This window comes from Streptomyces sp. NPDC048671, assembly GCF_055587045.1.
This window is the reverse complement of the sequence record NZ_JBVJHB010000008.1, coordinates 250051-275877: the sequence shown is the minus strand read 5'-3', so window position 1 is coordinate 275877 and position 25827 is coordinate 250051. Positions and strand designations below refer to the sequence as shown.

21 protein-coding genes and 1 pseudogene are annotated in these 25827 nt (G+C 72.2%); 10 read left to right on the top strand and 12 right to left on the bottom strand.

The genetic code is table 11. From position 1 onward, the window contains the following. Nucleotides 1–4 precede the first annotated feature (4 nt). From ACZ6S6_RS18205 to ACZ6S6_RS18195, 3 genes are read right to left on the bottom strand one after another with little or no spacing between them, the layout of a single operon-like run. Nucleotides 5–664, bottom strand: a complete 660-nt coding sequence (locus ACZ6S6_RS18205; protein WP_469706207.1) for an RES family NAD+ phosphorylase — start codon at nucleotides 662–664, stop codon at nucleotides 5–7. Continuing rightward, nucleotides 664–1326: a hypothetical protein gene (locus ACZ6S6_RS18200; RefSeq protein WP_469706206.1), complete on the bottom strand. Its 663-nt coding sequence runs from the start codon at nucleotides 1324–1326 to the stop codon at nucleotides 664–666. The genes ACZ6S6_RS18205 and ACZ6S6_RS18200 overlap by 1 nt, the downstream gene beginning before the upstream one ends. Continuing rightward, nucleotides 1323–5072 carry a CHAT domain-containing protein gene (locus ACZ6S6_RS18195; RefSeq protein ID WP_469706205.1) on the bottom strand — a complete coding sequence of 1250 codons (3750 nt, stop codon included), beginning with the start codon at nucleotides 5070–5072 and terminating at the stop codon, nucleotides 1323–1325. The genes ACZ6S6_RS18200 and ACZ6S6_RS18195 overlap by 4 nt, the downstream gene beginning before the upstream one ends. Nucleotides 5073–5398: 326 nt before the next feature. Between ACZ6S6_RS18195 and ACZ6S6_RS18190 the strand changes: the two genes are divergently transcribed. The 7 genes and pseudogenes from ACZ6S6_RS18190 to ACZ6S6_RS18160 all read left to right on the top strand — a co-directional run bounded on the left by ACZ6S6_RS18190 (nucleotide 5399) and on the right by ACZ6S6_RS18160 (nucleotide 11064). Further along, nucleotides 5399–5779, top strand: coding sequence for a hypothetical protein (locus ACZ6S6_RS18190; protein WP_469706204.1), 381 nt, complete (start codon nucleotides 5399–5401; stop codon nucleotides 5777–5779). Beyond that, nucleotides 5776–6429 carry a hypothetical protein gene (locus ACZ6S6_RS18185; RefSeq protein WP_362953391.1) on the top strand — a complete coding sequence of 218 codons (654 nt, stop codon included), beginning with the start codon at nucleotides 5776–5778 and terminating at the stop codon, nucleotides 6427–6429. The genes ACZ6S6_RS18190 and ACZ6S6_RS18185 overlap by 4 nt, the downstream gene beginning before the upstream one ends. Nucleotides 6430–6549: 120 nt before the next feature. After that, nucleotides 6550–7446: a hypothetical protein gene (locus ACZ6S6_RS18180; RefSeq protein WP_469706203.1), complete on the top strand. Its 897-nt coding sequence runs from the start codon at nucleotides 6550–6552 to the stop codon at nucleotides 7444–7446. Nucleotides 7447–7539: 93 nt separating this feature from the next. Then, nucleotides 7540–8499, top strand: a complete 960-nt coding sequence (locus ACZ6S6_RS18175; protein ID WP_469706202.1) for an NADP-dependent oxidoreductase — start codon at nucleotides 7540–7542, stop codon at nucleotides 8497–8499. 56 nt (nucleotides 8500–8555) lie between these two features. Continuing rightward, nucleotides 8556–8912: a DUF2630 family protein gene (locus tag ACZ6S6_RS18170; protein ID WP_469706201.1), complete on the top strand. Its 357-nt coding sequence runs from the start codon at nucleotides 8556–8558 to the stop codon at nucleotides 8910–8912. After that, nucleotides 8873–8983 (top strand): annotated as a pseudogene (locus tag ACZ6S6_RS18165) (DUF2630 family protein); the annotation flags it as partial. The gene ACZ6S6_RS18170 and the pseudogene ACZ6S6_RS18165, both read left to right, overlap by 40 nt. Nucleotides 8984–9147: 164 nt before the next feature. Further along, on the top strand, nucleotides 9148–11064 hold the full coding sequence (locus tag ACZ6S6_RS18160; protein WP_469706292.1) for an FUSC family protein: 1917 nt from the start codon (nucleotides 9148–9150) through the stop codon (nucleotides 11062–11064). 200 nt (nucleotides 11065–11264) lie between these two features. Here ACZ6S6_RS18160 and ACZ6S6_RS18155 read toward each other — a convergent pair whose 3' ends face one another. Further along, nucleotides 11265–11669: an RNA-binding S4 domain-containing protein gene (locus ACZ6S6_RS18155; RefSeq protein WP_362953387.1), complete on the bottom strand. Its 405-nt coding sequence runs from the start codon at nucleotides 11667–11669 to the stop codon at nucleotides 11265–11267. Nucleotides 11670–11949: 280 nt separating this feature from the next. On the opposite strand from ACZ6S6_RS18155, the gene ACZ6S6_RS18150 reads away from it, so the two are divergent. Continuing rightward, nucleotides 11950–13392, top strand: coding sequence for a VWA domain-containing protein (locus ACZ6S6_RS18150; protein ID WP_469706200.1), 1443 nt, complete (start codon nucleotides 11950–11952; stop codon nucleotides 13390–13392). Here ACZ6S6_RS18150 and ACZ6S6_RS18145 read toward each other — a convergent pair. Both ACZ6S6_RS18145 and ACZ6S6_RS18140 read right to left on the bottom strand, forming a co-directional pair. Beyond that, nucleotides 13341–14537 (bottom strand): sensor histidine kinase, encoded by a 1197-nt coding sequence (locus ACZ6S6_RS18145; protein ID WP_362953385.1) that lies wholly within the window; start codon nucleotides 14535–14537, stop codon nucleotides 13341–13343. The genes ACZ6S6_RS18150 and ACZ6S6_RS18145 overlap by 52 nt on opposite strands. After that, nucleotides 14534–15187 (bottom strand): response regulator transcription factor, encoded by a 654-nt coding sequence (locus tag ACZ6S6_RS18140; protein WP_362953420.1) that lies wholly within the window; start codon nucleotides 15185–15187, stop codon nucleotides 14534–14536. Before ACZ6S6_RS18140 ends, ACZ6S6_RS18145 begins: the two co-directional genes overlap by 4 nt. A 149-nt stretch (nucleotides 15188–15336) precedes the next feature. On the opposite strand from ACZ6S6_RS18140, the gene metG reads away from it, so the two are divergent. After that, nucleotides 15337–16956 carry a methionine--tRNA ligase gene (metG, locus tag ACZ6S6_RS18135; RefSeq protein WP_469706199.1) on the top strand — a complete coding sequence of 540 codons (1620 nt, stop codon included), beginning with the start codon at nucleotides 15337–15339 and terminating at the stop codon, nucleotides 16954–16956. 73 nt (nucleotides 16957–17029) lie between these two features. On the opposite strand, the gene ACZ6S6_RS18130 is transcribed toward metG, so the two are convergent. The 3 genes from ACZ6S6_RS18130 to aspS all read right to left on the bottom strand — a co-directional run bounded on the left by ACZ6S6_RS18130 (nucleotide 17030) and on the right by aspS (nucleotide 20647). Continuing rightward, complete coding sequence (locus ACZ6S6_RS18130; RefSeq protein WP_469706198.1) at nucleotides 17030–17611, bottom strand: Uma2 family endonuclease; 582 nt, start codon at nucleotides 17609–17611, stop codon at nucleotides 17030–17032. 68 nt (nucleotides 17612–17679) lie between these two features. Next, on the bottom strand, nucleotides 17680–18528 hold the full coding sequence (locus ACZ6S6_RS18125) for a L,D-transpeptidase family protein (RefSeq protein ID WP_469706197.1): 849 nt from the start codon (nucleotides 18526–18528) through the stop codon (nucleotides 17680–17682). 295 nt (nucleotides 18529–18823) lie between these two features. Beyond that, nucleotides 18824–20647 (bottom strand): aspartate--tRNA ligase, encoded by a 1824-nt coding sequence (aspS, locus tag ACZ6S6_RS18120; protein ID WP_362953382.1) that lies wholly within the window; start codon nucleotides 20645–20647, stop codon nucleotides 18824–18826. Between the two features lie 165 nt (nucleotides 20648–20812). On the opposite strand from aspS, the gene ACZ6S6_RS18115 reads away from it, so the two are divergent. Continuing rightward, a complete protein-coding gene (locus ACZ6S6_RS18115; RefSeq protein WP_469706196.1) occupies nucleotides 20813–22960 on the top strand; it encodes an ATP-binding SpoIIE family protein phosphatase in 2148 nt (715 codons plus the stop codon). Nucleotides 22961–23034: 74 nt separating this feature from the next. Here ACZ6S6_RS18115 and ACZ6S6_RS18110 read toward each other — a convergent pair whose 3' ends face one another. From ACZ6S6_RS18110 to ACZ6S6_RS18100, 3 genes are all read right to left on the bottom strand, one after another. After that, nucleotides 23035–24153: an AI-2E family transporter gene (locus ACZ6S6_RS18110; protein ID WP_469706195.1), complete on the bottom strand. Its 1119-nt coding sequence runs from the start codon at nucleotides 24151–24153 to the stop codon at nucleotides 23035–23037. 84 nt (nucleotides 24154–24237) lie between these two features. Next, nucleotides 24238–25194: a pirin family protein gene (locus ACZ6S6_RS18105; protein ID WP_362953379.1), complete on the bottom strand. Its 957-nt coding sequence runs from the start codon at nucleotides 25192–25194 to the stop codon at nucleotides 24238–24240. Between the two features lie 153 nt (nucleotides 25195–25347). Continuing rightward, entirely contained in the window at nucleotides 25348–25788 is a 441-nt protein-coding gene (locus ACZ6S6_RS18100; RefSeq protein WP_018522179.1) for an SseB family protein, read from the bottom strand. Nucleotides 25789–25827 lie beyond the last annotated feature (39 nt).

Below are 25827 nucleotides of genomic sequence, written 5' to 3'. Positions count from 1 at the left end.
GGCGTCAGTCGGGCCACGGGGACGAGATGACCGCACGGAGCGGGTTGAGCAGCCGGTTCGCCTCGGCCAGGCCCTCGGGGGAGTCGAGCGGAAGGCCGCGGGCCGTGTCGGCGACCAGCGGCTCGTCCCCGCAGCGGTCACCGAAGAGCTGCAGGGCGCTCCTCGGCCGGCAACGCTTCGACTCCCAGACCAGACCGTGTGCTTCGGCGGCGTGCTCGCGCATCAGCCGCACCCAGTAGCGGGTCTTCGGATAGTCCCCGGACTCGGAGTCGACCAGCCAGGAGTCCTGCCAGACGGCGGCCAGCCCCTCGGCCGTCGACAGCTCGATGAGCGACAGCTCGCGGGTGGTGCGCAGCACCGAGAGGCGGTACCGGGAAGCCTGGGCCCAGGGGATCAGCCGTACCGCCGTGCGGTCCTCGAAGTCGACCGAGCGCAGCAGGACTTCGCTCAGTGCGGTGACGGGATCGAGCGCGGCGTAGAGAAAGGGGTAGGGATCCTGCTCGGTGGCGTCGAAGCGGCTGCCGCCGAAGTACGGGTGGGCGCGGTTGGGGTTGAAGGACTCGGGTCCGTACATGTGCTGGTGGCAGCGCCACAGCTCGGTGCCCTCGGGCAGCGTGCGCAGCAGGGGGCTCATGGTCACGCCGGTGGGCGGCATCCGGTCCATCAGCAGCCCCCCACCAGTTCGAGCGCGGCCTGTGCGAGGTCCTCGTCGGGGACCGTGCCGAGGAGTTCGGCCGGGATTCCCGCCAGCCACCGGTTGCGCCCGAGCCACCAGTCGGCGGCGCCCCAGGGGTCCTTGCCGGCCATCAGGATGTGGTTGACGCGGCGCACCACCGGCAGCGGTCGTGCCGTGCCCGGTGCGAACTGGAACCGGGGGTACCGGTCCGCGAGACCGGGGTGGCTCAGCCGGATGAGGCCGGCGGCGGCGGGGTCGCGCACGGCGTCCCGGCCGAGGTCCGCCGGGCCCAGGGCCGGCGTCTCCCACAGGCGTTCGTGGGCGGTCCGGCGCAGTTCTTCAGGGCCGGGCGGAGGGTCGGCGAACACGTCGAGGAGTGCGCCGAGCAACTCCCGGTCGACGGCCGCGGCGCGGGGGGCGCCGGCGTAGCGGACCGTGCCGCTCAGCTCCCGGGCGACCGGGTGGCCGGGGGGCAGGGCGCGCAGTTGCATCCGCAGCGTGCGCAGGGCCCGCTCGGCGGCCTTGCCGTCGCCGGCCGCCGCGAGGTCGTTCAGAGCATCGACGAACCGTGCGCGCCGACCGTCGTCGAGGGCGGCGAGGGTGATCGGCCAGTGGCGGTGCAGCAGCGAGAGGAACGCGTCGGGGGTCATCTCCGTGTCTCTCCGTTCCCTCGGGCGTGCTTCTGTCGGCCGGTTGTACGGGTCCGGCCGGACGGTCCCGGATTGCCCTGGTGGATGAAGGCGGCCCAGGCGAACGGCACCGACAGGTCCAGTTCGGCCGCCGCGCGGCTCAGTTCGGGCGTGAGACCGCGTACGGCGTCGCGCCGGCCGGACGGCGCCAGCATCCAGCGCTGGGCGGCCCGCAGGGCGTCCGGCGGAGCCAGCCCCGCGGCGAGGCGGTCGTGGAAGACGGTCATCAGTACGGCACTGGCCACGTCCGGGGCCGTCCAGCGCGAGCCCACCACATCGGCGGCCAGCCGGTGCGCCAGGGCCGTGGTCAGCGTCAGTGCCTCGTCGTGGTCGCGGGTGCTGAGATCGGTCTCACAGGCGCTGAGCACGACCAGCGGGCCTCCCGCCTCCCCCGTGCGGCCGGGCGGGGTGTCCAGCAGGGCGGTGACCGTGAGTCTGCCCGCCTCCGGCTCCGTGTCCTGCGGCCAGCCCAGCTCCAGCGCGGAGGTGGCGGGGTCCGGCCCGGCCACCCCGTGGCAGGCCAGATGCACCAGTGCGACGCACCCGTTGTCCCCCGCCCCCAGCAGGTCCAGCACTTCGCCGGGGGTGCCCTCGGGCGGCACGGGGCTCGGTTCGCGGGTCATCAGGGTGCCGTACAGGGCCGCGTCCGGGTAGTAGGTGTCGAGGAGGGCCAGTACCTCGTCCTCGGCACCGTCCAGGTCCCAGCCCGGTACGCACACCAGTGCCTGCCCCCGGTCGGCCGGCAGCCGGTCGCGGCCGGCCGACCGCATGAACTCCCGCCCGGACGCGGCGTACGAGAGGACTGCCAGCTCGCACGCGCGTACGCCGGCGGCCCGTCCGGCCTGCTCACCCTCCTGTGGCCGGCCGCGTCCGTGCACGGGCGCGGGGGGAACCAGCAGGGCCGCCTGCCAGGGCACCACACCGAGGTTCCCGCAGGCGATCAGCGTCAGCCTGACCGGCTCCGGTGCGGACTCCGGTACGGACTCCGGTACGGCGGTGCCGGTCAGGGCCGCCTCCGCGATTCCCCGCTCCCACAGCGCGAGTTCGTCGAGCACCGGGGTCAGCACCGCCTCGCCCGCCCAGTCGCACAGGGTGTCCAGCGCGGCCTCCCAGCGTTGCTGTCCCCGCCGGGCCGTGGCGTGCTGGGCGGCGGCGTCCAGGTACGCGTCGAGCGGGGCCCGGCCGCCGGACGACAGACCGGGCAGGGTCAGCGTCCACGGAGGGCGCCCCGGAACCAGCAGCACCGCGGAGCCGTCCGCGCCTCCCTGCCCCGGCAGGAGGTACACCAACGCGTCGACCCCCGCCCGCCCGACCGCGGCCACCAGCTCGGAGGCGTCCGGTATCCGCCGGGCCGCTCCGTCCTCCTCGGCGGGGCGCAGCAGCTCCAGCGCCCGGCGGCGCAGCGCGCTCGGCAGTTCCGGGCTGCCCAACGCCCCGCCCAGCACGGCGTCCAGCAGCGGCGGCCGGCTGCCGCCCGCATCGTGGCCGGCGGCTCCGGCGGGAGCGCTCGCGCGCCACTTGTCGGCCAGGTCGTGCTCACCGCGCTCCACCAGCCGCTCGGCGACGGTGGCCGAGACCCCCGCCGCCCCGAGGACCAGCGCCCTGCCCTCCTCCAGACAGGCCACCGCCTCCGCGGGCAGCCCGGCGCGGACCGCCCAGCCCGCGGCGGCCAGCGCACGGCTGGCGCCGGTCCTGGCGACCTGGAGACCGTGCCGGACGCCCTGTTGGAGGAGGACCTCGTCGGCCGTGGCGCGCAGCGAGTGCCGGGCGTACCCGACCGCCTTGGCCAGATCGTCCGCCTCCCCGTCCCGCCGCCCGTACGCTTCGGCCAGCTGCCAGTGAACGGCGGCGACAGACGCCCTGCTCGACGACGCCAACTCGTCCTTGGCGCAATCGAGTTCATGGATGATTTCGTCCAGAACGGCCGGGTCGCCGGTCAGCCCGTGCACCGCGTCGAGAGCCAGTGCGATCGCGCCCCGTGCCCGCGCCCTCTGGTCGGCCATGACGGGCACGCCCTCCAGAGCCAGCCGGGCGCGCCGGATACCGTCCTGGATACGTTCGACGGAGGGCTCGAGATAGGAGCTGAGCGTCAGCAACGGCGCCCAGCACATGTCGAGCGCCGGCTTCATCATCGGCGGCGCGTTCGGGGCGGTCAGCGCCTGCTCCTGGTAGTGCACCGCGTTGCGCAGCGAGTCGACGCTGCCGGTCAGCGAGGCGAGAGCAAGATGGACCAAGCCCAGCACGTAGCACGGGAGGAACGACCACTCGTCGTCCCTGTCGCAGGTGTCCAGAAGATCGAGGAGGTCTCCCACGAGCTCTTCGAGCGCCTCCTCGTCGCCGGCCTCGACCGCTTCGGTCACCCGCATCTGGATCCGCATGCACTGGCTCACGAGCAGCAGCTCGGCCGATCCCGGATAGCCGGACAGCGCCCAGTCCCGCGGCTCCACACCGGGAAGCGGGATCTCCTCCAGAAGGGCGCGTGCAGCCTCCCGGTCCTGGAGGCTGCCGCCGACCAGCATGGCGCCGACCAGGGGGCCGGGCAGCACGCCCCGTACGATCTGGGCCAGGTCGTCGTCCGGCCCCGCGGCCGTCACGGCCGCGCGGAACAGCCGCAGCGCCTCCTGGAAGTCCTCCGGGCGGCCGGCGCGGAACCCCAGCCCCATCGTGCCGACTGCGGCCAGGAACTGATCACCGGGGTCCGCTCCCTGTTCGGGGTCTCCGAGCCTGGCCACCACCTGGGCCAGCTCCCCTCGCCCCAGCATGCCCGGTCGCTCCAGCTCGGTGAACAGGGCCAGGCTGTCGCGCCAGTTGTCGATCCGGCCGCCCGGATCCGGTGCCGACAGGGCGGCGGCCGCCGAGGCCAGACCCGACGGCGCCGTCGGACCCGCGTGTTCTTCGTCAGAGGGGGCCGACGCGGCGGGCGGCCCGCCGTCCGGCGTGGGCGGCGCCGCGCCGTCGGTCTCCAGGAGCCCGGCGTAGTACTTCACCATGGGAGCCAAGGTCCGGATGACGGAGCCCATCGGGCCGAAGTCCCCCGCCGGGCCGAGGTCCCTGGAAAGCAGCTTCTGGTACATGGCCGCCACGCCCTGGACGTCTCCCCCGGTCAGCGTTGCTGAGACCTCCCTCATCAGGTCGAGCCTCTCAAGCACGTCCGGCGGGACTCCGCCCCGTTGCTCACCGACCTCCTCCACGAGTTGCCTGATCTCAGGGACGGCTTCGATGACACCGGCGCCACCGAGGCTCTCGGGCCTGCCGATCAGCATCAGTTGCGAGAACCCGCCCAGACCGACCTCACCGGTCTCACCGATGTCCCCGCCCGAACCGCCGAACGAGGTATGCGCCGCCGGCCCCAGCAGCAGGACGACGAGGTCGCGTGCCGCGTCCAGGTGTGCGTCCGGGGCGAGGAGGCGGGACGCGCGCGCCCCGCGCAGCAGTCGTATCGCCTCGCGCCGGTCGGGTTCCGCCGCGTCGGCCGCCCACCGCGAGCCCGTCAGCGCCCCGAGCCTCGCCGCCACCGCCTGCCCCAGCGGATCATCCGGCAGACCACGGTCGCACTCCGCGAGCAGCGACCGCAGTTCGTCCATCAGTGCGTCGCGGTCCGCTCCCTGCGGGCCTGTGGACGCGGCGGGCAGCGCCCGCGCTCCCGCCGTCCGGCGGATCGCGTCGGCCACCCGCTCCCGCAGCCCTGCGTCATCGATGTCGTTCAACACCCCTCCTCGCAAAGCCTTTTCGGACAGCACTGGCCCTTCGCGGCCCGTTCGAGGCGCTGTTGTGGCCATGATGCCCGTGCACACCGGCTGCCAGGAGCGTTTCGCGTCAACCTCCGGAATGCGCCCCGCAATCGACCGGAAGCCGGACAACAGGCCTCTGGCCAGCGGATCTTCACTCCATACCCAGGGTTCCGGCATGGCCGCCGCCCGGATCGCGCACCGATCCGGGGCCGTCGCACCGAAGTACGGCCCGGTCTTCTGTCAGCATCGAATACCGAAGGCGAACGGCCGTCGTCCGCCGCGCCGTCCAGGGGAGATGCCTCGTGCCCGAGCCCGCCCCGCCCGCACGGAACCCGCCGGCGGACCCGAACCCGGCCGCCCCGCCCCGCACGCCCGCCCTGGCGTACGAGGAGGTCACCGAGCCCGGCTATCCCGCCGCGTACACCGCCTGCCTGCGCATCGAGCCCACCGGCGACGGTGCCGTCCTGACCGGCACCTGCCCACGCTGTCGCTGCACGATGATCTACACGTGGACGCGCTCCGTCGTCCGGGCCGCGTCGCGCACCAGGCGCGGGCGCACCGGCACGGGGCTCGTCGCGGTACCGGTCCTCTGCGTCTGCGTGACCGGGCATCCGGGCCGGCCGGACGGCGAGGAGGGCTGCGGAGCGTACTGGAACATCCAGCTGGAACGGGAGCGGAGATGACCTGGCGGGCCCGGCCGGGACCGGCCGGCTCCCCCGCCGACCGGCTGGCCGCCCGGCACCACCGCGCCCTGCTGCACCGGGAACTGCCCCGGGTCCGGGAGTCCGCGCTGGCCTGGCGCAACGGCCTCGCCGCGCTCCTGACGGGGCTCGTCGGGTTCAGCCTCCTGCGAGGCCGCAGCGACATCGGCTCGCTCGCCGCACCGTACGCCGCCGGCGTCGGAGTCATGCTGCTCCTGGCGCTGCTCTGCGGCGGCGCGGGGGGCCTTTCGCTGCTGCGCGCCGCCCACGGCCGGCCCGCAGCGCCCCGGCCGTCCCCGGGCGGCGGCGACGTGTCCGTCCCCGACACCGTCGCGACGGATCACACCGAGGCGCTGCGCGCCGCTCAGGCCCTCGGACGGGGCGTGCCGCTCACCCTCTGCTGTGCCGCGCTGCTCACCGCGGCCGTGGCGGTCGCCTGGTACGGGCCGCCCAAGGACGGCCCACGCGTCTCGGTCACCACTCCCGACGGCACGGTCTGCGGGGAGCCGCTGCACACCCGCGGGGGCAGGCTGACGCTCAGGACCGATACGGGCCGGGTCACGGCCGACCTCACCCGCGCCACCACCGTCCACGCGGTGATGTCATGCGCTCCGTTGCCTGCGGACGGCTGACCGCGGGGTGTGGAAGGACCACCGGGCCGGCGGGCACACCGGCGGACGGGCAAGCCGCCCGGCAACTCGAATGGCTCACGGCCCAGGGCGCTCCCGGCGCATCCGGGATTCCCTGGTGAGGTGCGGACCTACTTCTCGACGGCGCTCTCGGCGGCACTGCTGGTGCTGCTCGCCGTCCTGGTACCGCTGAGCGCACTCTCCGCCTGGGTCGACCTGGAGATCGACGACACGGACCGTTACGTCGCCGCCGTGGAGCCGCTCGCCTCCGATCCCGCTGTGCAGAACACCGTCGCCGACCTGATCACCGACGAGGCGATGAAGCAGATCGACGTCGGTCCGCTCGGGGACACCGTGCGCGGCTTCCTGCACGAGGCCGTACGGTCCTTCACCACGACCGATGCCTTCCGGGCCGCGTGGAAGGGCGCCAACCGCACCGCCCACGAGGCCGTCACCGCCGCGCTGGACGGCGGGACCGGCGAGAGCGTCACCATCGACCTGGCGCCCGTGACGGAACAGGTGAAGCAGAACCTGCTGGACAACGGGGTGCCGTTCGCCGACCGCATCCCCATCGAGCACACCGACATCCAGATCGTCTCCGCCGACCGGGCAGACCAGCTGCGGCAGAGCTTCCGGTGGCTGCGGGCCGCGAGCATCTGGCCGGGCGTCGGCACGCTGGTGTTCGCCCTGCTGGCCGTGGTCCTGGCGTGGGTGCGCGGCGGGCCCGGCCGCCGGGGCTCCGCGCTCGCCGCGCTGGCCGCCACCGCCGTCGCCGGAACCGGCTTCGCGGTCGGCGCGCTGCTGCTGCGCGGGGCGCTCGCCTTCGCCCGCAACCGGGTGCTGGCCGAGGTGCCGGGCAACGAGACCGACGGGGCGGCCGCGGTCTACGACGCGCTGACGGCGTCCCTGCGCACGACGGTGTGGATCGTCTTCGGTACGGGGCTTGCCCTGGCGGTGTGCGCGGTGGCGGCGCGGATCTGGGCCCAGCGGGTGCTGCCGGTGCCGACGCCCGACGCGTGACGGGCCCGCCCGCGGGCGCCGACGTGCGGGCGCGGGCGGGCCGGGGAAGAGTGGATCGCGTGCACTGACAGGGGCGACTGGGAGGTCTTCCGTATGCGAGCCATCGCCGTCGGCGCGTTCCGGGCCGACCCCGCACTGGTCGAGGTCCCCAAGCCGGAACCGGCAGTCGGCGAGGTACGGGTGAGGGTCGAGTACGCCTCCCTCAACCCCTACGACTGGCAGACGGCCGACGGCTCCCTGGAAGGACAGGTCCCGCATGTGTTCCCGTTGGTCGTCGGCGTGGACTTCGCGGGCCGGGTGGACATGATCGGCAGCGGCGGCAACCGTTTCCGGGTCGGCGACAAGGTCTTCGGCCGGGTCGGCCCGCCGGTCGGCGCCGGTACGTACTGCGACTACGTCTGCGTCGCGCAGGACGCCGCCATCACACTCGTCCCGCCCGGCCTGGACGCCCGGACCGCGGCCGCGCTGCCGTCGGCCGGGATGGCGGCCGCACAGATCCTGGAGACGGCGGTGCTCCGCGGCCACGAGAGCCTGCTGATCATCGGCGCGGCGGGTGGAGTCGGCAGCTGTCTGACCCAGCTCGCCCAGGCCCGCGACGTGCGCGTGATCGCGGCGGTGCGCGGCGACGAGCGTTCCAGGATGGGTTCGCTGGGCGCCGCCGCCACGGTCGACACCACTCGGGGCCCGGCGGCCGAATCGGTGCCGGCGGTCTGCCCGGACGGCATCGACGCGCTGGCCGACCTGGTCTCTGCCACCCCCGAGGCGTTCGCCGTCCACGCCGCGACGGTCCGCCCCGGCGGTATCGCGCTCAGCACCCGGGGCGCCGCGGCCGGGGCGGTGCTCCCCGAGGGCGTGCGCGGCATCGACTTCCGGCTCGACCCGAGCCCCGTCCTGCTGGACGTCCTGGCCGCGGGCGCGGCGGAAGGGGTGCTCCGGGTGCCCATCGACATCGAACTCCCACTGGAGAAGGCCCCGCAGGCCCTGAACCGCAACCGGACCGGCGGGGCCCGCGGCAAGACCGTCATCGTGCTGCGCAACCAAGGCCACCGCTGAACCGCACCCCGACACATCAGCGGGCGACATCCACCACCGAGCGGAACGAGGACGTCATGAGCGACCAGGAGCACGACATCATCGGCGGCATCGACGGACTCGTCGCGGAGGAGCGCGCCCTGCGCGCCCGCGGCGGCCGGGACCCGGGCCTCACCGCCGACGAGCGGGAGCGGCTGCGTACGGTGGAGGTCCGGCTCGACCAGTGCTGGGGAGTGTCCGTGAAGTATCGTCGTCCGCCCGAAGGGCGGGGCCGGCGGCGTCTGGTGCGTGCTCTCGCAAGGCGCCGGAGTGCCCTAGTAGCGGAGCTACTCGGGCATTTCGGCAACGCCGCGAGAGTGCGTGCCAGACGCCGCCGGCCAGACGAGACTTTGCGGACACGACCCAGGACCTGCTGCGGCAGCGCCGTGCGCTGAGTGAGTTCGGGGACGACCCGTCACGGGCCCGTGTCCGCCCGGCCGACGAGGTCGAGGGATACCAAGGCTGACCGCTGAACACCGGAGGGGCACAAGCCGACCCAAGCCGACCGCTGAACACCGGAGGGGCGCAAGCCGGCCGCTGAACACCTGAGGGAAACGCACACTGACCGCCGAACACCGGAGGGAAAACGCATTGGCCGGCACCGGTTCCGCCGCGGCGCCGCGGCGGGGGATGCCGCCCGTCTGGCTCCGGTACGGACTGCGCCCGCAGCCCACCCCCGTCCCCTGGGCCGCCGTTGCCCGCGCGTCCGTCGCCCTGGCCGCGCCGCTCGCCGCCGGATTCGCCGTCGACCGGCCGGTGTACGGGGCGCTCATCTCCATGGGCGCGCTCTCCGGCGTGATCGGCGACACCGCCGACGCGTACCGGATGCGCATCCTCAACATCGCCGTACCGCAGGTGTTCGGCGCGCTCGGCATCATGATCGGCACGCTTGTGCACGGGTCCGGCTGGGGCGCCGTGGCCGTGCTCACGGTCGTCGGGCTCGTCTCCGGGATGATGTCGACGATCGGCGCCGTGGCCTCCGTATCGGGGCTGCTGCTCCTGCTCAACTCGGTGGTGGGCGCCGGACTTCCGATGCCGGAACCGTGGTGGGTGGCGCCGCTGCTGCTGACGCTCGGCGGACTGTTCGTCCTCGTCCTGACGCTGCTGGCCTGGCCCCTGCGGCGGAAAATGCCGGAACGGGTCTCGGTCGCCGGAACGTACCGCACGGTCGCCGATCTGCTCGCCGCCGCCGGCACCGACGCGTACGAGGAGAAGCGGCAGGCCGTCACCCAGTCCCTCAACACCTCCTACGACCTGATCCTGGCCCGCCGCGCCCGCTACCACGGCCGCAGCGGCGCCATGGTGCGGATGCTGTCCCAGCTCAACGTCGTCATCCCGCTGGTCGAGGCGGCCCCCGCCGTGCACCTGCGGCGGCGCCCGCTGCCTCCCGAGATCCCGGCGGCGGTACGGAGCCTGGCCGAGGACATCGAGGAGAGCCGCACCGGCGGCGCCGAACCCGCCCTGCCCGCACCGGACTCGCCCGCCACCAGGGCCGTGGACAGCGCCCTGCGGCACGCCGCCGCGGTCGTCCACAAGGCGGAGCCCGATCCGTACAACGTCGACGACCGGCTCGGACGGCCCGCAGCGCTGGGGGTACGTGTCCGGCGCGCCACCCGCAGCGTCCTGCGCTCCGGGCCCTCGTGGCGGTACGGGCTGCGCCTGGCGCTCTGCATCGGGCTGGCCCAGTCGCTGACCTCACTGGTCGACGTGCCGCGTTCCTACTGGGTGGCGCTGACCGTGACCTTCGTCCTCAAGCCCGACTTCGGTTCGGTGTTCTCCCGCGCCGTGCTGCGTTCGGTGGGTACGGCCGCGGGCCTCGTCATCGCGGCGCCGGTGCTGGCCAAGGTGCCGATCGGCTGGTGGGACGTGCCGGTGATGGTGCTGCTCGCCGCGCTGATCCCGGCGTTCACGGCGAAGGGTTACGCCTTCCAGACGGCGGCCGTCACCCCGGTCATCCTGCTCCTGTCCGACCTGCTGAACCGTCAGGGCCTGGACCTCGTCTGGCCGCGCTTCCTGGACAGCCTGATCGGCTGCGGCATCGTGCTGGTGGCCGGATACCTGCTGTGGCCGGAGAGCTGGCACACCCGGATCGGCCACCGCCTGGCCGACGCGGTGACGGACATCGCGGACTACGTGGCGTACGCCTTCGAACCGGAGGCCTCCGGCGACCGGGCGGAACGGGTACGGGCCCGGCGCCGCATCTACCGCGATCTGTCCGCCGTACGCTCCGAGTTCCAGCGCGCCCTGACGGAGCCGCCCCCGACCGGCCGCCGGGCCGCCGCGTGGTGGCCCCTGGTCGTCGCGGTGGAACGGATCGTGGACGCCACGACCGCGGCCCGAGTACGCGTCAACCACGGGGCGCCGGAACCGGAACCGGCCGAGGTGGCCGAGGTGCAGCAGCAGCTCCGCGAACTGGCAGCGGGCATCAGGGCGAGCGAGGTCCTGGTGGAGGTGCGCGCCGAACTGCCGGGCGACGAGGACGGCGTACTGGCCCCGCTGCGCCAGGAGGTGGCAGCGGCCAGGGCGATCGCCTCTCCGCAGCCGTAACGCCACACCTCGTAGCCGTAAAGCCACACCCCGCACGGGCCAGGTCACCCTGCGCAGGCCCGGTCACCCCGCACGGGCCCCGGCCACTCCGTGCAGCCCCCGGTCACTCCGCACGGCCCCGGTCACCCCGCACGGGCCCCGGCCACTCCGTGCAGCCCCCGGTCACTCCGCACGGCCCCGGTCACTCCGCACGGCCCCGGTCACTCCGCGGGCGGCCCGTCCCCCCGCAACCGGTCCATCTCGCGCCGGTCCCGCTTCGTCGGCCGCCCCGCGCCCCGGTCCCGCACCGGCACCTGGATCGCGGCCTCGCGCGGCGGCGGGGGCGGGCTGTTGTCGACGAAGCACTCCGCCGCCACCGGAGGCCCGACCCGCTTCCTCACGATCTTCGAGACGACCACGACCCGGTCCCGGCCCGCATGGCGCAGCCGTACCTCGTCGCCGACGTGCAACGCCTGGGCCGGCTTGACGCGCTCGCCGGCCACCTTCACATGACCCGCGCGACAGGCGGCGGCAGCCTGCGCACGCGTCTTCGTCAGCCGGACCGACCAGATCCAGACGTCGACCCGAACGCTGCCCGCCGCCTGCGGCGCCTCACCGGAAACCATGCTTCCGACTCTAGTCCGCCTGCGACGCGCGGAACCCGGCCGCGCGCGTCAACCAGGCAACTCGGCACTACAGAAATACATGTGAATGACGTACATCAGACCACCACAGCGCGGTTACAGGACTCGGTCCGGGATCGGTTTCGGCTCAGTTGTCCCTCAGGCGGGCCGCGCCACCGAACGGCCTGATCCGGCCGCTAACCTTACGTATCCGCCCTGGCCAGGGATCAATTCCCGCAGTACGGACATTCATCGCACCCAACTCACGTGAAAGGCCTCGCCCATGGGCATTCGGAGCTTGCTGCGCAAGGTGTTCGGCCGTGACGTCACGGAGCAGGACGGCCGGACGACGGCCACGGTCCCGCCCCAGGGCGAGCGCACCCGGCCCACTGAGTCGGAGTCGGTGGCGGTGGACGAAGCGGTTGTGCAGGCCGAGTCGGAGCCCGAACCCGCCGCGGCCGCCAAGGCATCGGTACCGGCCCCGGCCTCCTCCACCTCGCCCCGGTCCGCCAAGTCCCAGACCAAGTCCAAGCCCGTCAAGGATGACGGCGATCTGGCGACGGATCTGGTGGCAGCGGCCTTCGACAAGGCCGCCGCCCCCGCGCCCAAGGCCGCTCCCACGGTTCCGGCACAGGGCTCCGGGCCTAGGGCGAAGGCCGCGGAGGTAGAACCGGAGTCGAAGCCGGAACCGGAATCGAAGTCGAAGCCTGAGTCTGAGTCGAAGCCGGAGCCGGAGTCGGAGTCGGAGTCGGTCGAGGTAGCGGCGGATGCCGTGGCCCCGGAGCCCGTTGAGGCTCCGGCCGAAGCCCCGGCCCCCGCACTCCCCGAAGCCCCCGCAGCCCCCGCCGCCGCCGAGCCGGTCGCCGCCGAGGCCGTGCCCGAGCCGATCACCATCGACATGGACCCGGACCCCGAACCGGAACCGGAACCGGTAGCAGAGGCAGAAGCGGAGCCCGAACCGGCCGCCGCGACCGCCTCCGCACCCGCACCCGCCCCGGAGACCCCGGAGACCGCCGCCACCCCCGCCACCCCCGCGCCCCCCGCCGACGGCAAGCCCGCGCTCTCCCTCGCCCGGGTCAAGTCCCGCGCGCCGGGGCTCGTCGCCCCGTACAAGGCCGCCCAGGCCGGGCTGAAGGCGCACGGGCTGACCGGCCTGCGTGCCACCGTCTACCTGGTCCTGGACCGTTCCGGCTCCATGCGGCCGTTCTACAAGGACGGCAGCGCCCAGCACCTGGGCGACCGCACCCTCGCCCTCGCCGCGCACCTGGACGAGAGCGCCACCGTCCAGGTCGTCTTCTTCTCGACGGACATCGACGGCACCGGCACGGTCGAGCTGTCCGGCCACGAGGGCCGGATCGACGAGCTGAACGCGGGCCTCGGCCGGCTCGGCCGGACGAACTACCACCGCGCCGTCGAAGAGGTCGTCGCGCACTACGAGAAGTCCGAGGCCACCGGCCCGGCGCTGGTGATCTTCCAGACGGACGGCCCGCCGGACGCCAAGCAGGCCGCCCGCCAGGCGCTGACGGACGCGGCACGGCTGCCGCTGTTCTTCCAGTTCGTCGCGTTCGGCGACGAGGACGCGAAGGGCTTCGACTTCCTGCGGAAGCTGGACGCCCCGAACGCCGGCTTCTTCCACGCGGGCCCCGCCCCACGCGAGGTCGCGGACGCCGCGTTCTACCGCGAGGTGCTCGCCGCGCTGCCCGCCTGGGTCGCCGCCGGCGCCTGATCGGCCGGCAGGCGTACGGTCACGGCGAGCCCGCCCTCCGGGCCCGGCACCGCCGTGACCGTACCGCCGTGCGCCATCGCAATAGAACGTACGATCGAGAGACCGAGCCCGGAGCCGCGTCCCATCCGGTCCTTGCCCTCACCCCTGCGGAACGGCTCGAACAGCCCGGGGATGTCCGCCCCGTCCACCACGGGACCGGTGTTGCACACCCGGAGCACCCCGCTCCCGCCCCCGGTGGTCAGCGACACCTCCACCGTCCCGCCGGGCACGTTGTACGTCACCGCGTTGGCCAGCAGATTGCCCACCAGCTGGGCCAGCAGCATCCGGTTCCCCAGCACCGCGCAGGGAACGGACTCGGCCGTCACCACCGGGTGCCGGACCGACTCCTCCGCCACCACCCGGGCCAGGTCCACGTCCTCCCGCTCGCCCTTGGCGAGCCCGCGCTCGCTGCGCGCCAGCACCAGCAGGCCTTCGATGAGCCGCTCGCTGCGCCGGTTGTTGTCCAGGAGCGTCTGCCGGGTCCGTACGAGGTCGTCCGGCGTCGGGTCGTCCAGGCCGACCTGGATCGCCGCCCGCTGGGTGGCCAGCGGGGTCCGCAGCTCGTGCGAGGCGTTGGCGATGAACCGCCGCTGGCTGTCGAAGGCCCTCTCCAGCCGGGCGAGCAGCGCGTCGAGGGTGTCACCGAGCTCCTTGAGCTCGTCGTCGGGGCCGCTGGAGGCGATCCGCTCGTGCAGCGTGTGCTCGGAGAGCCGGCGCGCCTTGGCGGTCATGGCGTGGACGGGCCGCAGGACCCGCCCCGCGGTCCACCATCCGACGCCCACCGCGCAGGCCGTCATCACGAGCAGGGAGGCGGCGGACCAGATGAGCAGCTGATGACCGGCCGCGTCGCTCACGTGGTCGGTGAGGTCGTAGACGGTCGGCGGACCGAGGCTCCGGCGGGTGACGAGGGGGCCGTTCACCGCGTAGCCGGGCTGGACGACCGCGGCCCTGCGGGCGATGGAGCGGGCCTGCGAGTCCGTACCGGCGCGGGAGGCCAGGTTGACGGTGACGAGCAGGGCCGTGCCGAGCACCAGGAACACCCCGCCGTACACGAGCGCGATCCGGGTCCTGATCGTGGAGTGCGGCACCCGGCCCGGATGCTTCACAGGGCGTACCCGACGCCCTGCACGGTGCGGATCACCCCCGGTTCACCGAGTTTGCCGCGCAGCTTGCTCATGCAGACGCGGACGGCCCCGGTGAAGGGGTCGGCGTTGGCGTCCCAGGCCCGCTCAAGCAGTTCCTCCGCGCTGACCGTCCCGCCGTCTGCCTCCAGCAGCAGTTGCAGCACGGTGAACTCCTTCGGCGAGAGGTCCAGCTCCTGCCCGTCGCGGGACGCGGTGCGCCGTACGGTGTCGAGCCGGATGCCGTACCGCTCCAGCTGCGGCGGCACGGGGCGGGCGCTGCGCCGCCGCAGCGCGCGTACCCGGGAGACCAGCTCGGGGAACTCGAAGGGCTTGCCCAGATAGTCGTCGGCGCCCAGGTCGAGCCCGGAGACCCGGTCCTCCATGGACCCGGCGGCGGTGAGCATCAGGATCCTGGTCCGGGAGCCGGAGGCCACGAGGGCGCGGGCCACGTCGTCGCCGTGCACCCTGGGCAGATCGCGGTCCAGGACGACGACGTCGTAGTCGTGCAGTCCCAGATAGGCCTGGGCGGCATCACCGCTGTACACCGTGTCGACGGCGAACCCCGCCCGCCGCAGCCCGGTGGCGACCAGCTCCGCCAGGATCTCCTCGTCCTCGGCGACCAGTACCCGCATCGTGATGTCCTCTGCCTCGTGCATGCGTGTCCACTCCATCCCAGGATGCGTCTTTGCTACGGGAAGCGATGTTTCGCAAAGCTCTCCGCATCCGGCCCCGCGTTTATTCGGTGCGAGTGGATCTCCCACGGACCGTTAGGATTTCGACCATGGCGGCCACTGGATCAGAGAAGCAGGGGGGCGAGGACGTGCGGAGTTTCTACGTCTCGACCCCCATTTACTACGTCAACGACGCTCCTCACCTGGGCCACGCCTACACGACCGTCGCAGGCGACGTGCTCACCCGCTGGCACCGCCAGCGCGGCGAGAAGGTGTGGTACCTCACCGGCACGGACGAGCACGGTCAGAAGATCATGCGCACGGCCGAGGCGAACAACGTCACGCCCCAGGCGTGGTGCGACAAGCTGGTCGAGGAGTCCTGGAAGCCCCTCTGGGAGCACCTCGGCATCGCGAACGACGACTTCATCCGTACGACGGAGAAGCGGCACACCGACCGCGTGCAGGAGTTCGTGCAGGACCTGTACGACAAGGACGAGATCTACAAGGGCGGGTACGAGGGCCCGTACTGCGTGGGCTGTGAGGAGTACAAGCTCCCCGGCGACCTCATCGAGGCGGAGGACGGCACGAAGCTGTGCCCGATCCACAAGAAGCCGGTGGAGATCCTCAAGGAGGAGAACTACTTCTTCAAGCTGAGCGCGTACGGCCCGAAGCTGCTGGAGTTCTACGCGGCCAACCCCGGCTTCATCCAGCCGGAGTCGGCCCGCAACGAGGTCGTGAACTTCGTGAAGCAGGGCCTCCAGGACCTGTCGATCTCGCGCTCGACCTTCGACTGGGGCGTCCCGGTCCCGTGGGACGACAAGCACGTCATCTACGTGTGGGTCGACGCGCTGCTCAACTACGCGACGGCGGTCGGCTACGGCGCCAACCAGGAGAAGTTCGACGGTACGTTCCCGGCGAACGTGCACCTGGTCGGCAAGGACATCCTGCGCTTCCACGCGGTGATCTGGCCCGCGATGCTGATGGCGCAGGGTCTGCCGCTGCCGGGCAAGGTCGTCGCCAACGGCTGGCTGATGGTCGGCGGCGAGAAGATGTCGAAGTCGAACCTGACGGGTATCAAGCCGCAGGACCTGACCTCGCACTTCGGCGTGGACGCGTACCGCTGGTACTTCCTGCGGGCCATCGCCTTCGGCAGCGACGGCTCGTTCTCCTGGGAGGACTTCACCGCCCGCTACACCTCCGAGCTCGCCAACGACTACGGCAACCTGGCCTCGCGCCTCGCGGCCATGGTCGGCAAGTACTACGGCGGTGCGCTCCCCGAGGCCACGGCCGCGGCCTCGGGCGAGGCCGAGCAGGCGGTGCGGGACGGGCTGTCGAAGGCCGTCGCCGTCGCCGACCGGAAGATCGGCGAGGAACTGGACTTCCAGGGCGGCATCCTGGCGATCTTCGACTTCGTGAAGCAGGTCAACGGCTACATCACGGAGCAGGAGCCGTGGAAGGTCGCCAAGGACGAGTCGCCGGAGGGCCGGGCCCGCCTCGCGACGATCCTGTACACGGCCGCCGAGGCGCTGCGCGGTGTCGCGGTCCTGCTGAACCCCGTCATGCCGGACACCTCGCAGAAGCTGTGGGAGTGCCTGGGCGCCGAGGAGTCCCTCGGCGCGCTCTCCGGCCAGCGCTTGCAGGACGCCCCCACCTGGGGCGGGCTGCCGGCGGGCGCGACGGTGACGAAGGGCGCGGTGCTGTTCCCGCGCCTGGAGGAGAAGCCCGAGTAACGGCTTGTACGTACAGCGGGAGGGCCGGGACCGCACCACGGGTCCCGGCCCTCCCGCATGTCCGGTCTCCCGGTCAGCGCACCCAGTTCTTGAGCGGTTCGGTGTCCAGCTCGATGCCCACCGGCTCGGGCAGCCGGACCGTCTTGCCGAACGGGACCGTCACCACCGTCTCGTACCGCACACCGTCCGGCTGGGAGTGCACCTTGACCTCGTAGCTGTCGCGGTCGATGAGCAGGTACACCGGAATGCCGGTCTCCGCGTAGGCACGCGGCTTCTCGACCCGGTCCCGGAGGTCGGTGTCGTCGTCGTACGAGGTGACCTCGACGAGCATGAGGACGGCGGCGGGATCCGCCCATTCGCCTTGGCCGACGAAGGTGTCGAGTCGGGCCAGCGTCCCGTCGGCACGCGCGTTGCCTTTCCGGTACGTCTCGATGCGCAGGCCCTGCTCCGCGAAAAGCCAGTTACGGGGATCCGCCTGCATGCAGATCTGCGTGAGCCAGGCGATGATCCGCCCGTGGTCCCCGTCCGGCACAGCCTTGACCCCCAGTTTCCCGTTCACGAACTCCAGACGCAGCGCTTCTTCCGCGCGTATGGCATGACGGGCCAGGTCCTCGAAGACTTCCTGGGTCAGCACACTGTCGTCGACCACGCTCACGCCTGCCTCCTCAAGAACCGGTCGGGCAGTCTCCAGGTTACGGTCCACGGACCTGGCGCGCAGCGACTTCAGCCGCTCAGGGACGCGGCGTCCCCCATCACGACGACGGGGTCCTTGGCGGGGTCGAGCAGGCCCAGCAGCTCCTTCATCCGGTCCTCGGCGATCGATACGCAGCCCTGGGTGGGGCCGCCGTGGTCGACGTGGATCCAGATGCCGCCGCCGCGCTCCGCGCCGAGCGGACGGGTGTGGTCCAGGGGGGAGGTGCCGGGGACGCGGTTGTAGTCGATGGCGATGACGTAGTCGAAGGAGCCCTCCAGCGGCTCCCCGTCGAAGCCCTCGCCCGCCACCTTGAAGTCCGGGCTCAGGTCGTACGGGAACGCCGTGGCCGGAGGATCGAGCCGGCCGCCCGCCGCGGTCAGCGTGTAGACGCCGACGGGTGAGCGGAGATCGCCCACCCAGTGCTCGGCGGTCCAGCCGTTCAGAGCGTTGTGGGCGGGCCAGGGCGCCATGGCCGCCCGCCAGTCGGCGGCGGGGCCTTCCCGGGTGTAGAGCACGGCGGTGGAGCGGTTGGAGTCGGGGGACTCGCCGGTGACGACGAACGCCTGACGGGACCCGGCCGGGATCGCCGCCCTGGTGCGCGGGCCGAGCCCCGGGATCTCCCGCGCCGGGGCGGGCGACGGTCCGGGCGGTGCGGCGGCGGGCCCGGCCGACGACGGTGTGGATGACGACGGTGCGGCCGACGCCCCGCCGGCCCCCGGCGGGCCGGGAACGCCGGGGGCGCCCGCGGTCCTCGTGAGGGCACCGCTCTCCCCCGTACCGGCGATGCCACCCGTTCCGCACCCGGCCAGCAGCAGGACGAGGACGGCGCAGACGACGTACGGGAGCCGCAGAGGAACGCTCGAACGGGGCACGGACACGGAGGGGCTCCTGAGCAGTCGGTGGCGAAGCCGTGGGGGCTCTGCGGACACGGCCTGGGGTCCGCCGTGCCGATGTCGGCCCAGGCAGTCTTTGCCGCAGCCGGGATTCGCCAATCCGGCACCGGGGCCATCCGGCTGTAACCGTTCAGGTGATTTGTGTACTTGTATGCCCGGAGCCCCTCCGTGGGTAGGCGGCGCGACCGGGGGCGGCCGGGACGCGGAACAGCCCCCGGCCGGGCGGCCGAGGGCTGTTTCACGTGGAACCGAAGTGGAACCGAAGCGGAACCGCTGACGTTTACTTCGCGCCGGTGTCCCTCGCGACCGAGTCCTTGGCCTCGGCCTCGGCCTTCTCCTTCGCGGGCGCGACCGGCTTGCGGAGCTGGATGTTCAGCTCGCGCAGCCGGGTCTCGTCCAGCACCGTGGGCGCGCCCATCATCAGGTCCTGGGCGTTGCCGTTCAGCGGGAAGGCGATCGTCTCGCGGATGTTGGGCTCGTCGGCCAGCAGCATCACGATGCGGTCGACACCCGGGGCGATACCACCGTGCGGCGGGGCGCCGAGGCGGAAGGCGCGGAGCATGCCCGCGAACTCGTGCTCGACGGTCTCGCGGTCGTAACCGGCGATCTCGAAGGCCTTGAGCATCAGCTCGGGCTCGTGGTTCCGGATGGCGCCGGAGGACAGCTCGATGCCGTTGCAGACGATGTCGTACTGCCAGGCGAGGATGTCGAGCGGGTCCTTCTCCTCAAGGTCCTTCAAGCCGCCCTGGGGCATCGAGAAGGGGTTGTGCGAGAAGTCGATCTTCCCGGTGTCCTCGTCCTTCTCGTACATCGGGAAGTCGACGATCCAGCAGAACCGGAACACGCCGTCCTCGAAGTGACCGGCACGCTTGGCCGCCTCGACACGGACGACCGACATGATCTTGGAGACCTCGTCGAACTCGCCGGCGCCGAAGAACACGGCGTGGCCGGGGACGAGGGAGAGCCGCTCGGTGAGCGTCTTGACGTCCGTCTCGGTGAGGAACTTGGCGATCGGGCCCGCCAGCTTGCCGTCCTCGCCGACCCGGACCCAGGCGAGGCCCTTGGCGCCGTGCTCGACGGCGTAGTCGCCGAGGCCGTCGAAGAACTTCCGGGACTGGCCCGCGGTGTCCGGCACCGGGAGGGCGCGGACGTGCTTGCCCGCGAAGGCCTTGAACTCCGAGTCCGCGAAGACGTCGGAGATGTCCACGAGCTCCAGCTTGGCGCGCAGGTCCGGCTTGTCGTTGCCGTACTTCAGCATCGACTCGCGGAACGGGATGCGCGGGAAGGGCGAGGTGACGTGGCGGCCGTTGCCGAACTCCTCGAAGAGCTCGGTCATCAGCTTCTCGATCGGGCGGAAGACGTCCTCCTGCTCGACGAAGGACATCTCGACGTCGAGCTGGTAGAACTCGCCGGGCGACCGGTCGGCACGGGCGTCCTCGTCGCGGAAGCACGGCGCGATCTGGAAGTAGCGGTCGAAGCCGGAGATCATCAGCAGCTGCTTGAACTGCTGCGGGGCCTGCGGCAGCGCGTAGAACTTGCCGGGGTTCAGCCGGGACGGGACGACGAAGTCACGGGCGCCCTCGGGAGAGGTCGCGGTGAGGATCGGCGTCGCCATCTCGTTGAAGCCGAGGGCCACCATCTTGGCGCGGATCGCGGCGATGACGGAGGAGCGCAGCATGATGTTGCGGTGCATGCGCTCGCGGCGCAGGTCGAGGAAGCGGTACTCCAGGCGCCGCTCCTCGTTGACCCCGTCCTCGGCGTTGATCGTGAAGGGGAGCGGGGCGGCCTCGCCCAGCACCTCGACCTCGGTGACCTCGATCTCGATCTCGCCGGTCGGCAGCTCCGGGTTGACGTTGTCCGCGCCGCGGGCGGAGACCTTGCCGTCGATCCGTACGACGGTCTCCTTGGTGAGCTTCGCCAGGGCGTCGTTGCCGGGGGTGCCGGGGCGGGCGACGAGCTGCACCAGACCGTAGTGGTCGCGCAGATCGATGAAGAGGATGCCACCCAGGTCTCGGCGATTGTGCAGCCAGCCGCTCAGCCGGACGTCGGTGCCGACGTCAGAGGCGCGGAGCTCGCCGCAGGTGTGGGACCTGTACCGATGCATCGTCGTTCATCCAGTCTTCGCGGTTGGGGGCGGATACAGCCACCCCAGGCTACCGCCCGCGACCGGACCGTTTCATTGCCATTGTCCCCGGCGGGATCACCTGAGGGCGCGGGGCGGCGCGACCCTCGGTGGCGTTCGGGACGCACATCTTCCTAAAGTGGGGCAATGCGCACCGAGGATGTCCTGGCCGCGACCGCGACCGGTCTTTGGCGCTGGGACAACGGAGCCGGGACGGTCACGCTCGACGCGGAGGCGGCCCGGCTGCTGGAGCTGCCCTCCGAGGAGGGCGTCTTCCGTGAGTCGGAGGTGCGCTCCCGCTTCCATCCCGTCGACTGGAACGAGATCCACGGGGTGGTCAACCTGGCCGTCGCCGAGGGCACGCTCGCCGAGGCCCGGCTGCGGATCGTGGACGAGCACGGGCACGTGCTGCGTACCGTGCGCACCCGTTCCAGGCCGCTCCATCCCGTGGAGGGCAGCGGCCTGGACTACGTGCTGGTCGGCACCCTCCAGGAGGTCGCCGATCCGCCGCCCGGCGCCACCGGGGCACAGAACAGGATCACCGGCGACTGGCGCCGGTCCCGCGAGGCGTTCCTGCTGGACGCGGGGCGGGCACTGGCCGAGGCCCGGTCGACGGCGGAGGTGCTGCGGGTCGCCTACTCGCTCTCCATGCCCGGATTCACGCCGGACGGACTCGCGGTCTTCGGCGTCGAGGGCGAACGGCTGACGATCGTCGGGCACCACGGTCACACCACGGGTGACGAGGGACCGTTCAACGACATGCCGCTGGAGACCGACTATCCGGCCGCGGAGGTCGTACGGACGGGGCGGGCGATCTATCTGCCCAGCCCCGAGGAGTACTACCACCGCTACCCGGCCACCTGGCCGCTGGCCCGGCGGTTCGGGCGCCGCTCCTGGGCCTTCCTGCCGCTGATCGTGGCGGGTCGCACGATGGGTGCCTGGATGGCCGGCTTCCGGCATCCGGTGTCGTTCTCGCCGGACGAGCGGTCCGTGCTGACGACGGTGGCCCGGATGCTCGCGCAGGCGCTGGCCCGCGCCGGGATCGCCGAGACCGAGCGGGAGCTCTCGCAGGGGCTCCAGCGCACGATGATGCCGTCCCTGGTGCCCAGCATCCCGGGGATGACGGTGGCCGCCCGCTATGTGCCGACCGGGGGCGGGCTCCAGGTCGGCGGTGACTGGTACGACATGATTCCGCTCCCCAACGGCCGTATCGCCCTCGTCATCGGTGACGTCCAGGGCCACGACGTACGGGCCGCGGGGCTGATGGGCCAGTTGCGGATCGCCCTGCGCGCGTACGCCTCCGAGGGGCACCGCCCGGACGCGGTGCTCGCGCGGGCCTCGCGCTTCCTCTCCGGGCTCACCGACGCGTACGAGGACGGGGAGCACACCGGACCGCGCTTCGCGACGTGCCTGTACGCGGAGGCGGATCCGGACACCGGCACCCTCGACATCGCGCGGGCGGGGCACCCCGACCCCGTGGTGATGACGGCGGACGGGACCGCGGTCATCCGGCAGACCGCGGGCGGGCTCCCGCTGGGCATCGAGGCGGACACGGACTATCCGACGACCCGGTTCACCCTGGAGGCCGGAGAAACGATCATGCTCTGCACGGACGGGCTGATCGAGACCGGCGGGCACGACCTGGCCACCGGCTGGGGCCGGCTCCGGCCGCTCCTGGAGCAGCACACCAGCGATCTGGAGAAGCTCGCGGACGCCCTGGTGCAGGCCGTGCACGGGCCGGCCTCGCACTACACGACGGGCCCTCTCTCGGACCGCCGCGAGGACGACGTCGCGGTGCTGCTGCTGCGCCGCGAGGGCCCCACGAGCCGGTCGACGGCGCCGCGGCGGACGGCGCTGACCATCGCCCAGGCCGAACCGGAACGGATCTCGGCGGCCCGGCAGCAGGTGCGCGAGATGCTGCACGACTGGGCGGACCCTGAGCAGGTCGACTCGGCGGTGCTGATGATCTCCGAGATGGCCACGAACGTGCTGGTCCACACGGACGGCGACGCGCTGATGGTCGCGCGGGCCAGCGGGGAGCACGGGGAGCGGCTGCTGCGGGTGGAGGTGGCCGACGGCAGCGACGAGCTGCCGCACAAACGGCGGCCCGGCGAGATGGCGTCCAGCGGGCGGGGGCTGGTGCTGATGGAGCTGCTCGCCGACGCGTGGGGGGTGGATCCGCGGGGTGAGGGCAAGTCGATCTGGTTCGAGCTGTACGAGTCGGCGGAGCCGGTGGAGTTGGTGGATGCGGTGGATGCGGTGGATGCGGCTCCGGTTCCGGAACCGGAGCCGTAGCCGTAGCCGTAGCCGGGAGGCCCGGCGTGCCCAGGACGTTTGTGCGCGCGGCCCCCGGCGCGAGGGTTCCGTCCTCAAACGCCGGACGGGCTGGAGGGTGGCGCGGAGGGTGCGTCCGGTGAGGGGTCCGCCCCGGCTGTCGCCTCCGGTGGGGGCAGGCGGCCGTTGCGCAGTTCGCCGAGGATACCGAAGGCCGCCGCGCACACCGGGACCGCGAGCAGCATCCCCAGCAGGCCCGCCACGCTCGCGCCCGCCGTCAGCGCGATCATGATCGTGGCGGGGTGCATCTGGACCGTACGGCTCTGGATCACCGGCTGGAGGATGTGGCCCTCCAGCACCTGCACGGCGAGCACCACCCCGAGCGCCCAGAGCGCGATCACGAAACCCCGGTCCGCGAGCGCCACCAGCACGGCCACGGCGCCGGAGATGAAGGCCCCGAGATACGGGATGTAGGCGCCGACCAGGACCAGCGCGCCCAGCCCCACCGCACCGGGCACGCGCAGGATCAGCAGCCCCACCGTGATGCAGACGGCATCGATGAGCGCGATGAACGTCGTACCGCGCATGAAGCCCTCGACGGCCTCGAACGCCCGCCGGCCCATCGCCTCGACCAGGTCGCCCGCGCCGCGCGGGGCGACGGAGTGCGCGAGGTGCGCGGCCCGGTCGGAGTCGCGCAGGAAGAAGAAGGTCAGCAGGAGCGAGAGCACGCTCGTGGCGACGAGGGAACCGATCAGGCTGATGCCGGTGAGCAGCCCGCCCGCGGCGCTCGCGCCGAACTTCTCGACGAGCTGCTTGGCGTTGCTGGCCAGGTCGTCCACATTCGTGTTGCCCGCGATCCCGAAGTGGTCGACGACCCACTGACCGGCGTCCTTCAGCGACTGGACGATCTGGTCGCCGGTGTCGATGAGCGCGGTGACCACGATGTAGCCGGCGCCGCCGACGACGGCGACGAGGAGGGCGCAGGTGAATCCGGCCGCCACCGAACGGTTCACCCCGTGCGCGGTCAGCCTGCGGTGGACCGGACCGAGCAGGGCCGTACCGAGCAGCGCGAGCAGGACGGGGGTGACGGCGGTCTTGAGGGCGACGCACAGCCAGATGGCCACCGCGGCGACGCCGGCGACCAGCAGGACGACACCGCACCAGGCGGCCAGCCGCCGCGCACCGTCGGGCAGGAGGGACTTCCGGTTCTGCACCCTCCCACCCGATCACGCCGCGGGGGCGCTGTCCCGCCCGCGCCGCCGTACGAGTGACGAACCGTCATACGGCGGCGGCGCGGCTCACATCCCGTGGACGGCGGGAACGGTGCCGAGGCGGCCTGCCTGGAAGTCCTCGAAGGCCTGCTTCAGTTCGGCCTGGCTGTTCATGACGAACGGCCCGTAGTGCGCCATCGGCTCCCGGATGGGACGCCCGCCGAGGAGGACGACCTCCAGTTCCGGGGTGTTGCCGTCCTGCTGCTCGTCCGCGCGGACGGTCAGTGAGGAGCCGTCGCCGAAGACGGCGGTCTGGCCCATGTGGACGGGCCGGCGGTCCTCACCCACGGTGCCGCGGCCCGCGAGGACGTACGCGAGGCCGTTGAAGTCCTCGCGCCACGGCAGCGTCACCTCGGCGCCGGGGCGCACGGTGGCGTGGATCATCGTTATGGGGGTGTGGGTGGCACCGGGGCCCTCGTGGCCGTCGAGCTCGCCCGCGATCACCCGGAGCAGCGCGCCGCCGTCCGGGGAGGCGAGCAGCTGGACCTGGCCGCCGCGGATGTCCTGGTAGCGCGGGGCCATCATCTTGTCGGCCTTGGGCAGGTTCACCCAGAGCTGGAGGCCGTGGAAGAGGCCGCCCGACATGACGAGCGACTCCGGCGGCGCCTCGATGTGGAGCAGCCCGGATCCGGCCGTCATCCACTGGGTGTCGCCGTTCTGGATGGTGCCGCCGCCACCGTTGGAGTCCTGGTGCACGAAGGTGCCGTCGATCAGGTAAGTGACGGTCTCGAAGCCGCGGTGCGGGTGCCAGGGGGTGCCCTTCGGCTCGCCTGCCGCGTACTCCACCTCACCCATCTGGTCCATCATGATGAACGGGTCGAGGTACTTGTAGTTGATCCCCGCGAACGCGCGGCGCACGGGGAATCCCTCGCCCTCGAACCCGCTGGGCGCCGTGGTCACGGCGAGCACGGGACGGGCCACGGCCTCGGCCGAGGCGGCGACCTTGGGGAGGGTCAGCGGGTTTTCGACGGTTACTGCGGGCATGGGGAGCCACCTCCGGGGACTGTTCTGTGAATAATTTAGTTGAATGGTGAACATCTAGCAAGGCGGCGTCCATTCCCGCACCACCCGGAGCAGTACAAAGGGCCCGTACCGCTCGGCGGCACGGGCCCCTTCCGGGGAGTCGGGGTCGGCGGGTCAGCCGTACATGCGGCGCATCGCGAAGTCGACCATCTGCTCCACGGCCTTGGCGTCGAAGACCATGCGGTGCTCGCCCTCCATGTCCAGGACGAAGCCGTAGCCGGTGGGCAGCAGATCGATCACCTCGGCACCGGTGATCACGAAGTACTTGGACTCCTTGCCCGCGTACAGCCGCAGCTCCTTGAGCGTCGTGAACATGGGAATGACCGGCTGCTGGGTGTTGTGCAGCGCGAGGAAGCCCGGATTGTCACCGCGCGGGCAGTAGACCTTCGACGTCGCGAAGATCTGCTGGAAGTCCTCGGCGGCCAGCGAACCGGTGGTGAAGGCCCGTACCGCGTCGCCCAGCGAGGGCGGCGAGGGTTCGGGATACAGCGGCTGCTCGCCGTAGCCGCCACCCATCGGCTGCTGTGCGCCCTGATTCTGGTCGTAGCCGTACATGGGACAAAGAGTAATCGGACACATCTCTGCCTTGAGGGG

Bases quoted from the DNA above. Each gene is read 5' to 3' on its own strand.
- ACZ6S6_RS18100 (WP_018522179.1), bottom strand. From the start codon at position 25,788: ATGTACGGCTACGACCAGAATCAGGGCGCACAGCAGCCGATGGGTGGC.
- ACZ6S6_RS18205 (WP_469706207.1), bottom strand. From the start codon at position 664: ATGGACCGGATGCCGCCCACCGGCGTGACCATGAGCCCCCTGCTGCGC.
- ACZ6S6_RS18140 (WP_362953420.1), bottom strand. From the start codon at position 15,187: ATGCGGGTACTGGTCGCCGAGGACGAGGAGATCCTGGCGGAGCTGGTC.
- ACZ6S6_RS18185 (WP_362953391.1), top strand. From the start codon at position 5,776: ATGACCTGGCGGGCCCGGCCGGGACCGGCCGGCTCCCCCGCCGACCGG.
- ACZ6S6_RS18170 (WP_469706201.1), top strand. From the start codon at position 8,556: ATGAGCGACCAGGAGCACGACATCATCGGCGGCATCGACGGACTCGTC.
- ACZ6S6_RS18115 (WP_469706196.1), top strand. From the start codon at position 20,813: ATGCGCACCGAGGATGTCCTGGCCGCGACCGCGACCGGTCTTTGGCGC.
- ACZ6S6_RS18155 (WP_362953387.1), bottom strand. From the start codon at position 11,669: ATGGTTTCCGGTGAGGCGCCGCAGGCGGCGGGCAGCGTTCGGGTCGAC.
- ACZ6S6_RS18175 (WP_469706202.1), top strand. From the start codon at position 7,540: ATGCGAGCCATCGCCGTCGGCGCGTTCCGGGCCGACCCCGCACTGGTC.
- ACZ6S6_RS18105 (WP_362953379.1), bottom strand. From the start codon at position 25,194: ATGCCCGCAGTAACCGTCGAAAACCCGCTGACCCTCCCCAAGGTCGCC.
- aspS (WP_362953382.1), bottom strand. From the start codon at position 20,647: ATGCATCGGTACAGGTCCCACACCTGCGGCGAGCTCCGCGCCTCTGAC.
- ACZ6S6_RS18150 (WP_469706200.1), top strand. From the start codon at position 11,950: ATGGGCATTCGGAGCTTGCTGCGCAAGGTGTTCGGCCGTGACGTCACG.
- ACZ6S6_RS18160 (WP_469706292.1), top strand. From the start codon at position 9,148: ATGCCGCCCGTCTGGCTCCGGTACGGACTGCGCCCGCAGCCCACCCCC.
- metG (WP_469706199.1), top strand. From the start codon at position 15,337: ATGGCGGCCACTGGATCAGAGAAGCAGGGGGGCGAGGACGTGCGGAGT.
- ACZ6S6_RS18200 (WP_469706206.1), bottom strand. From the start codon at position 1,326: ATGACCCCCGACGCGTTCCTCTCGCTGCTGCACCGCCACTGGCCGATC.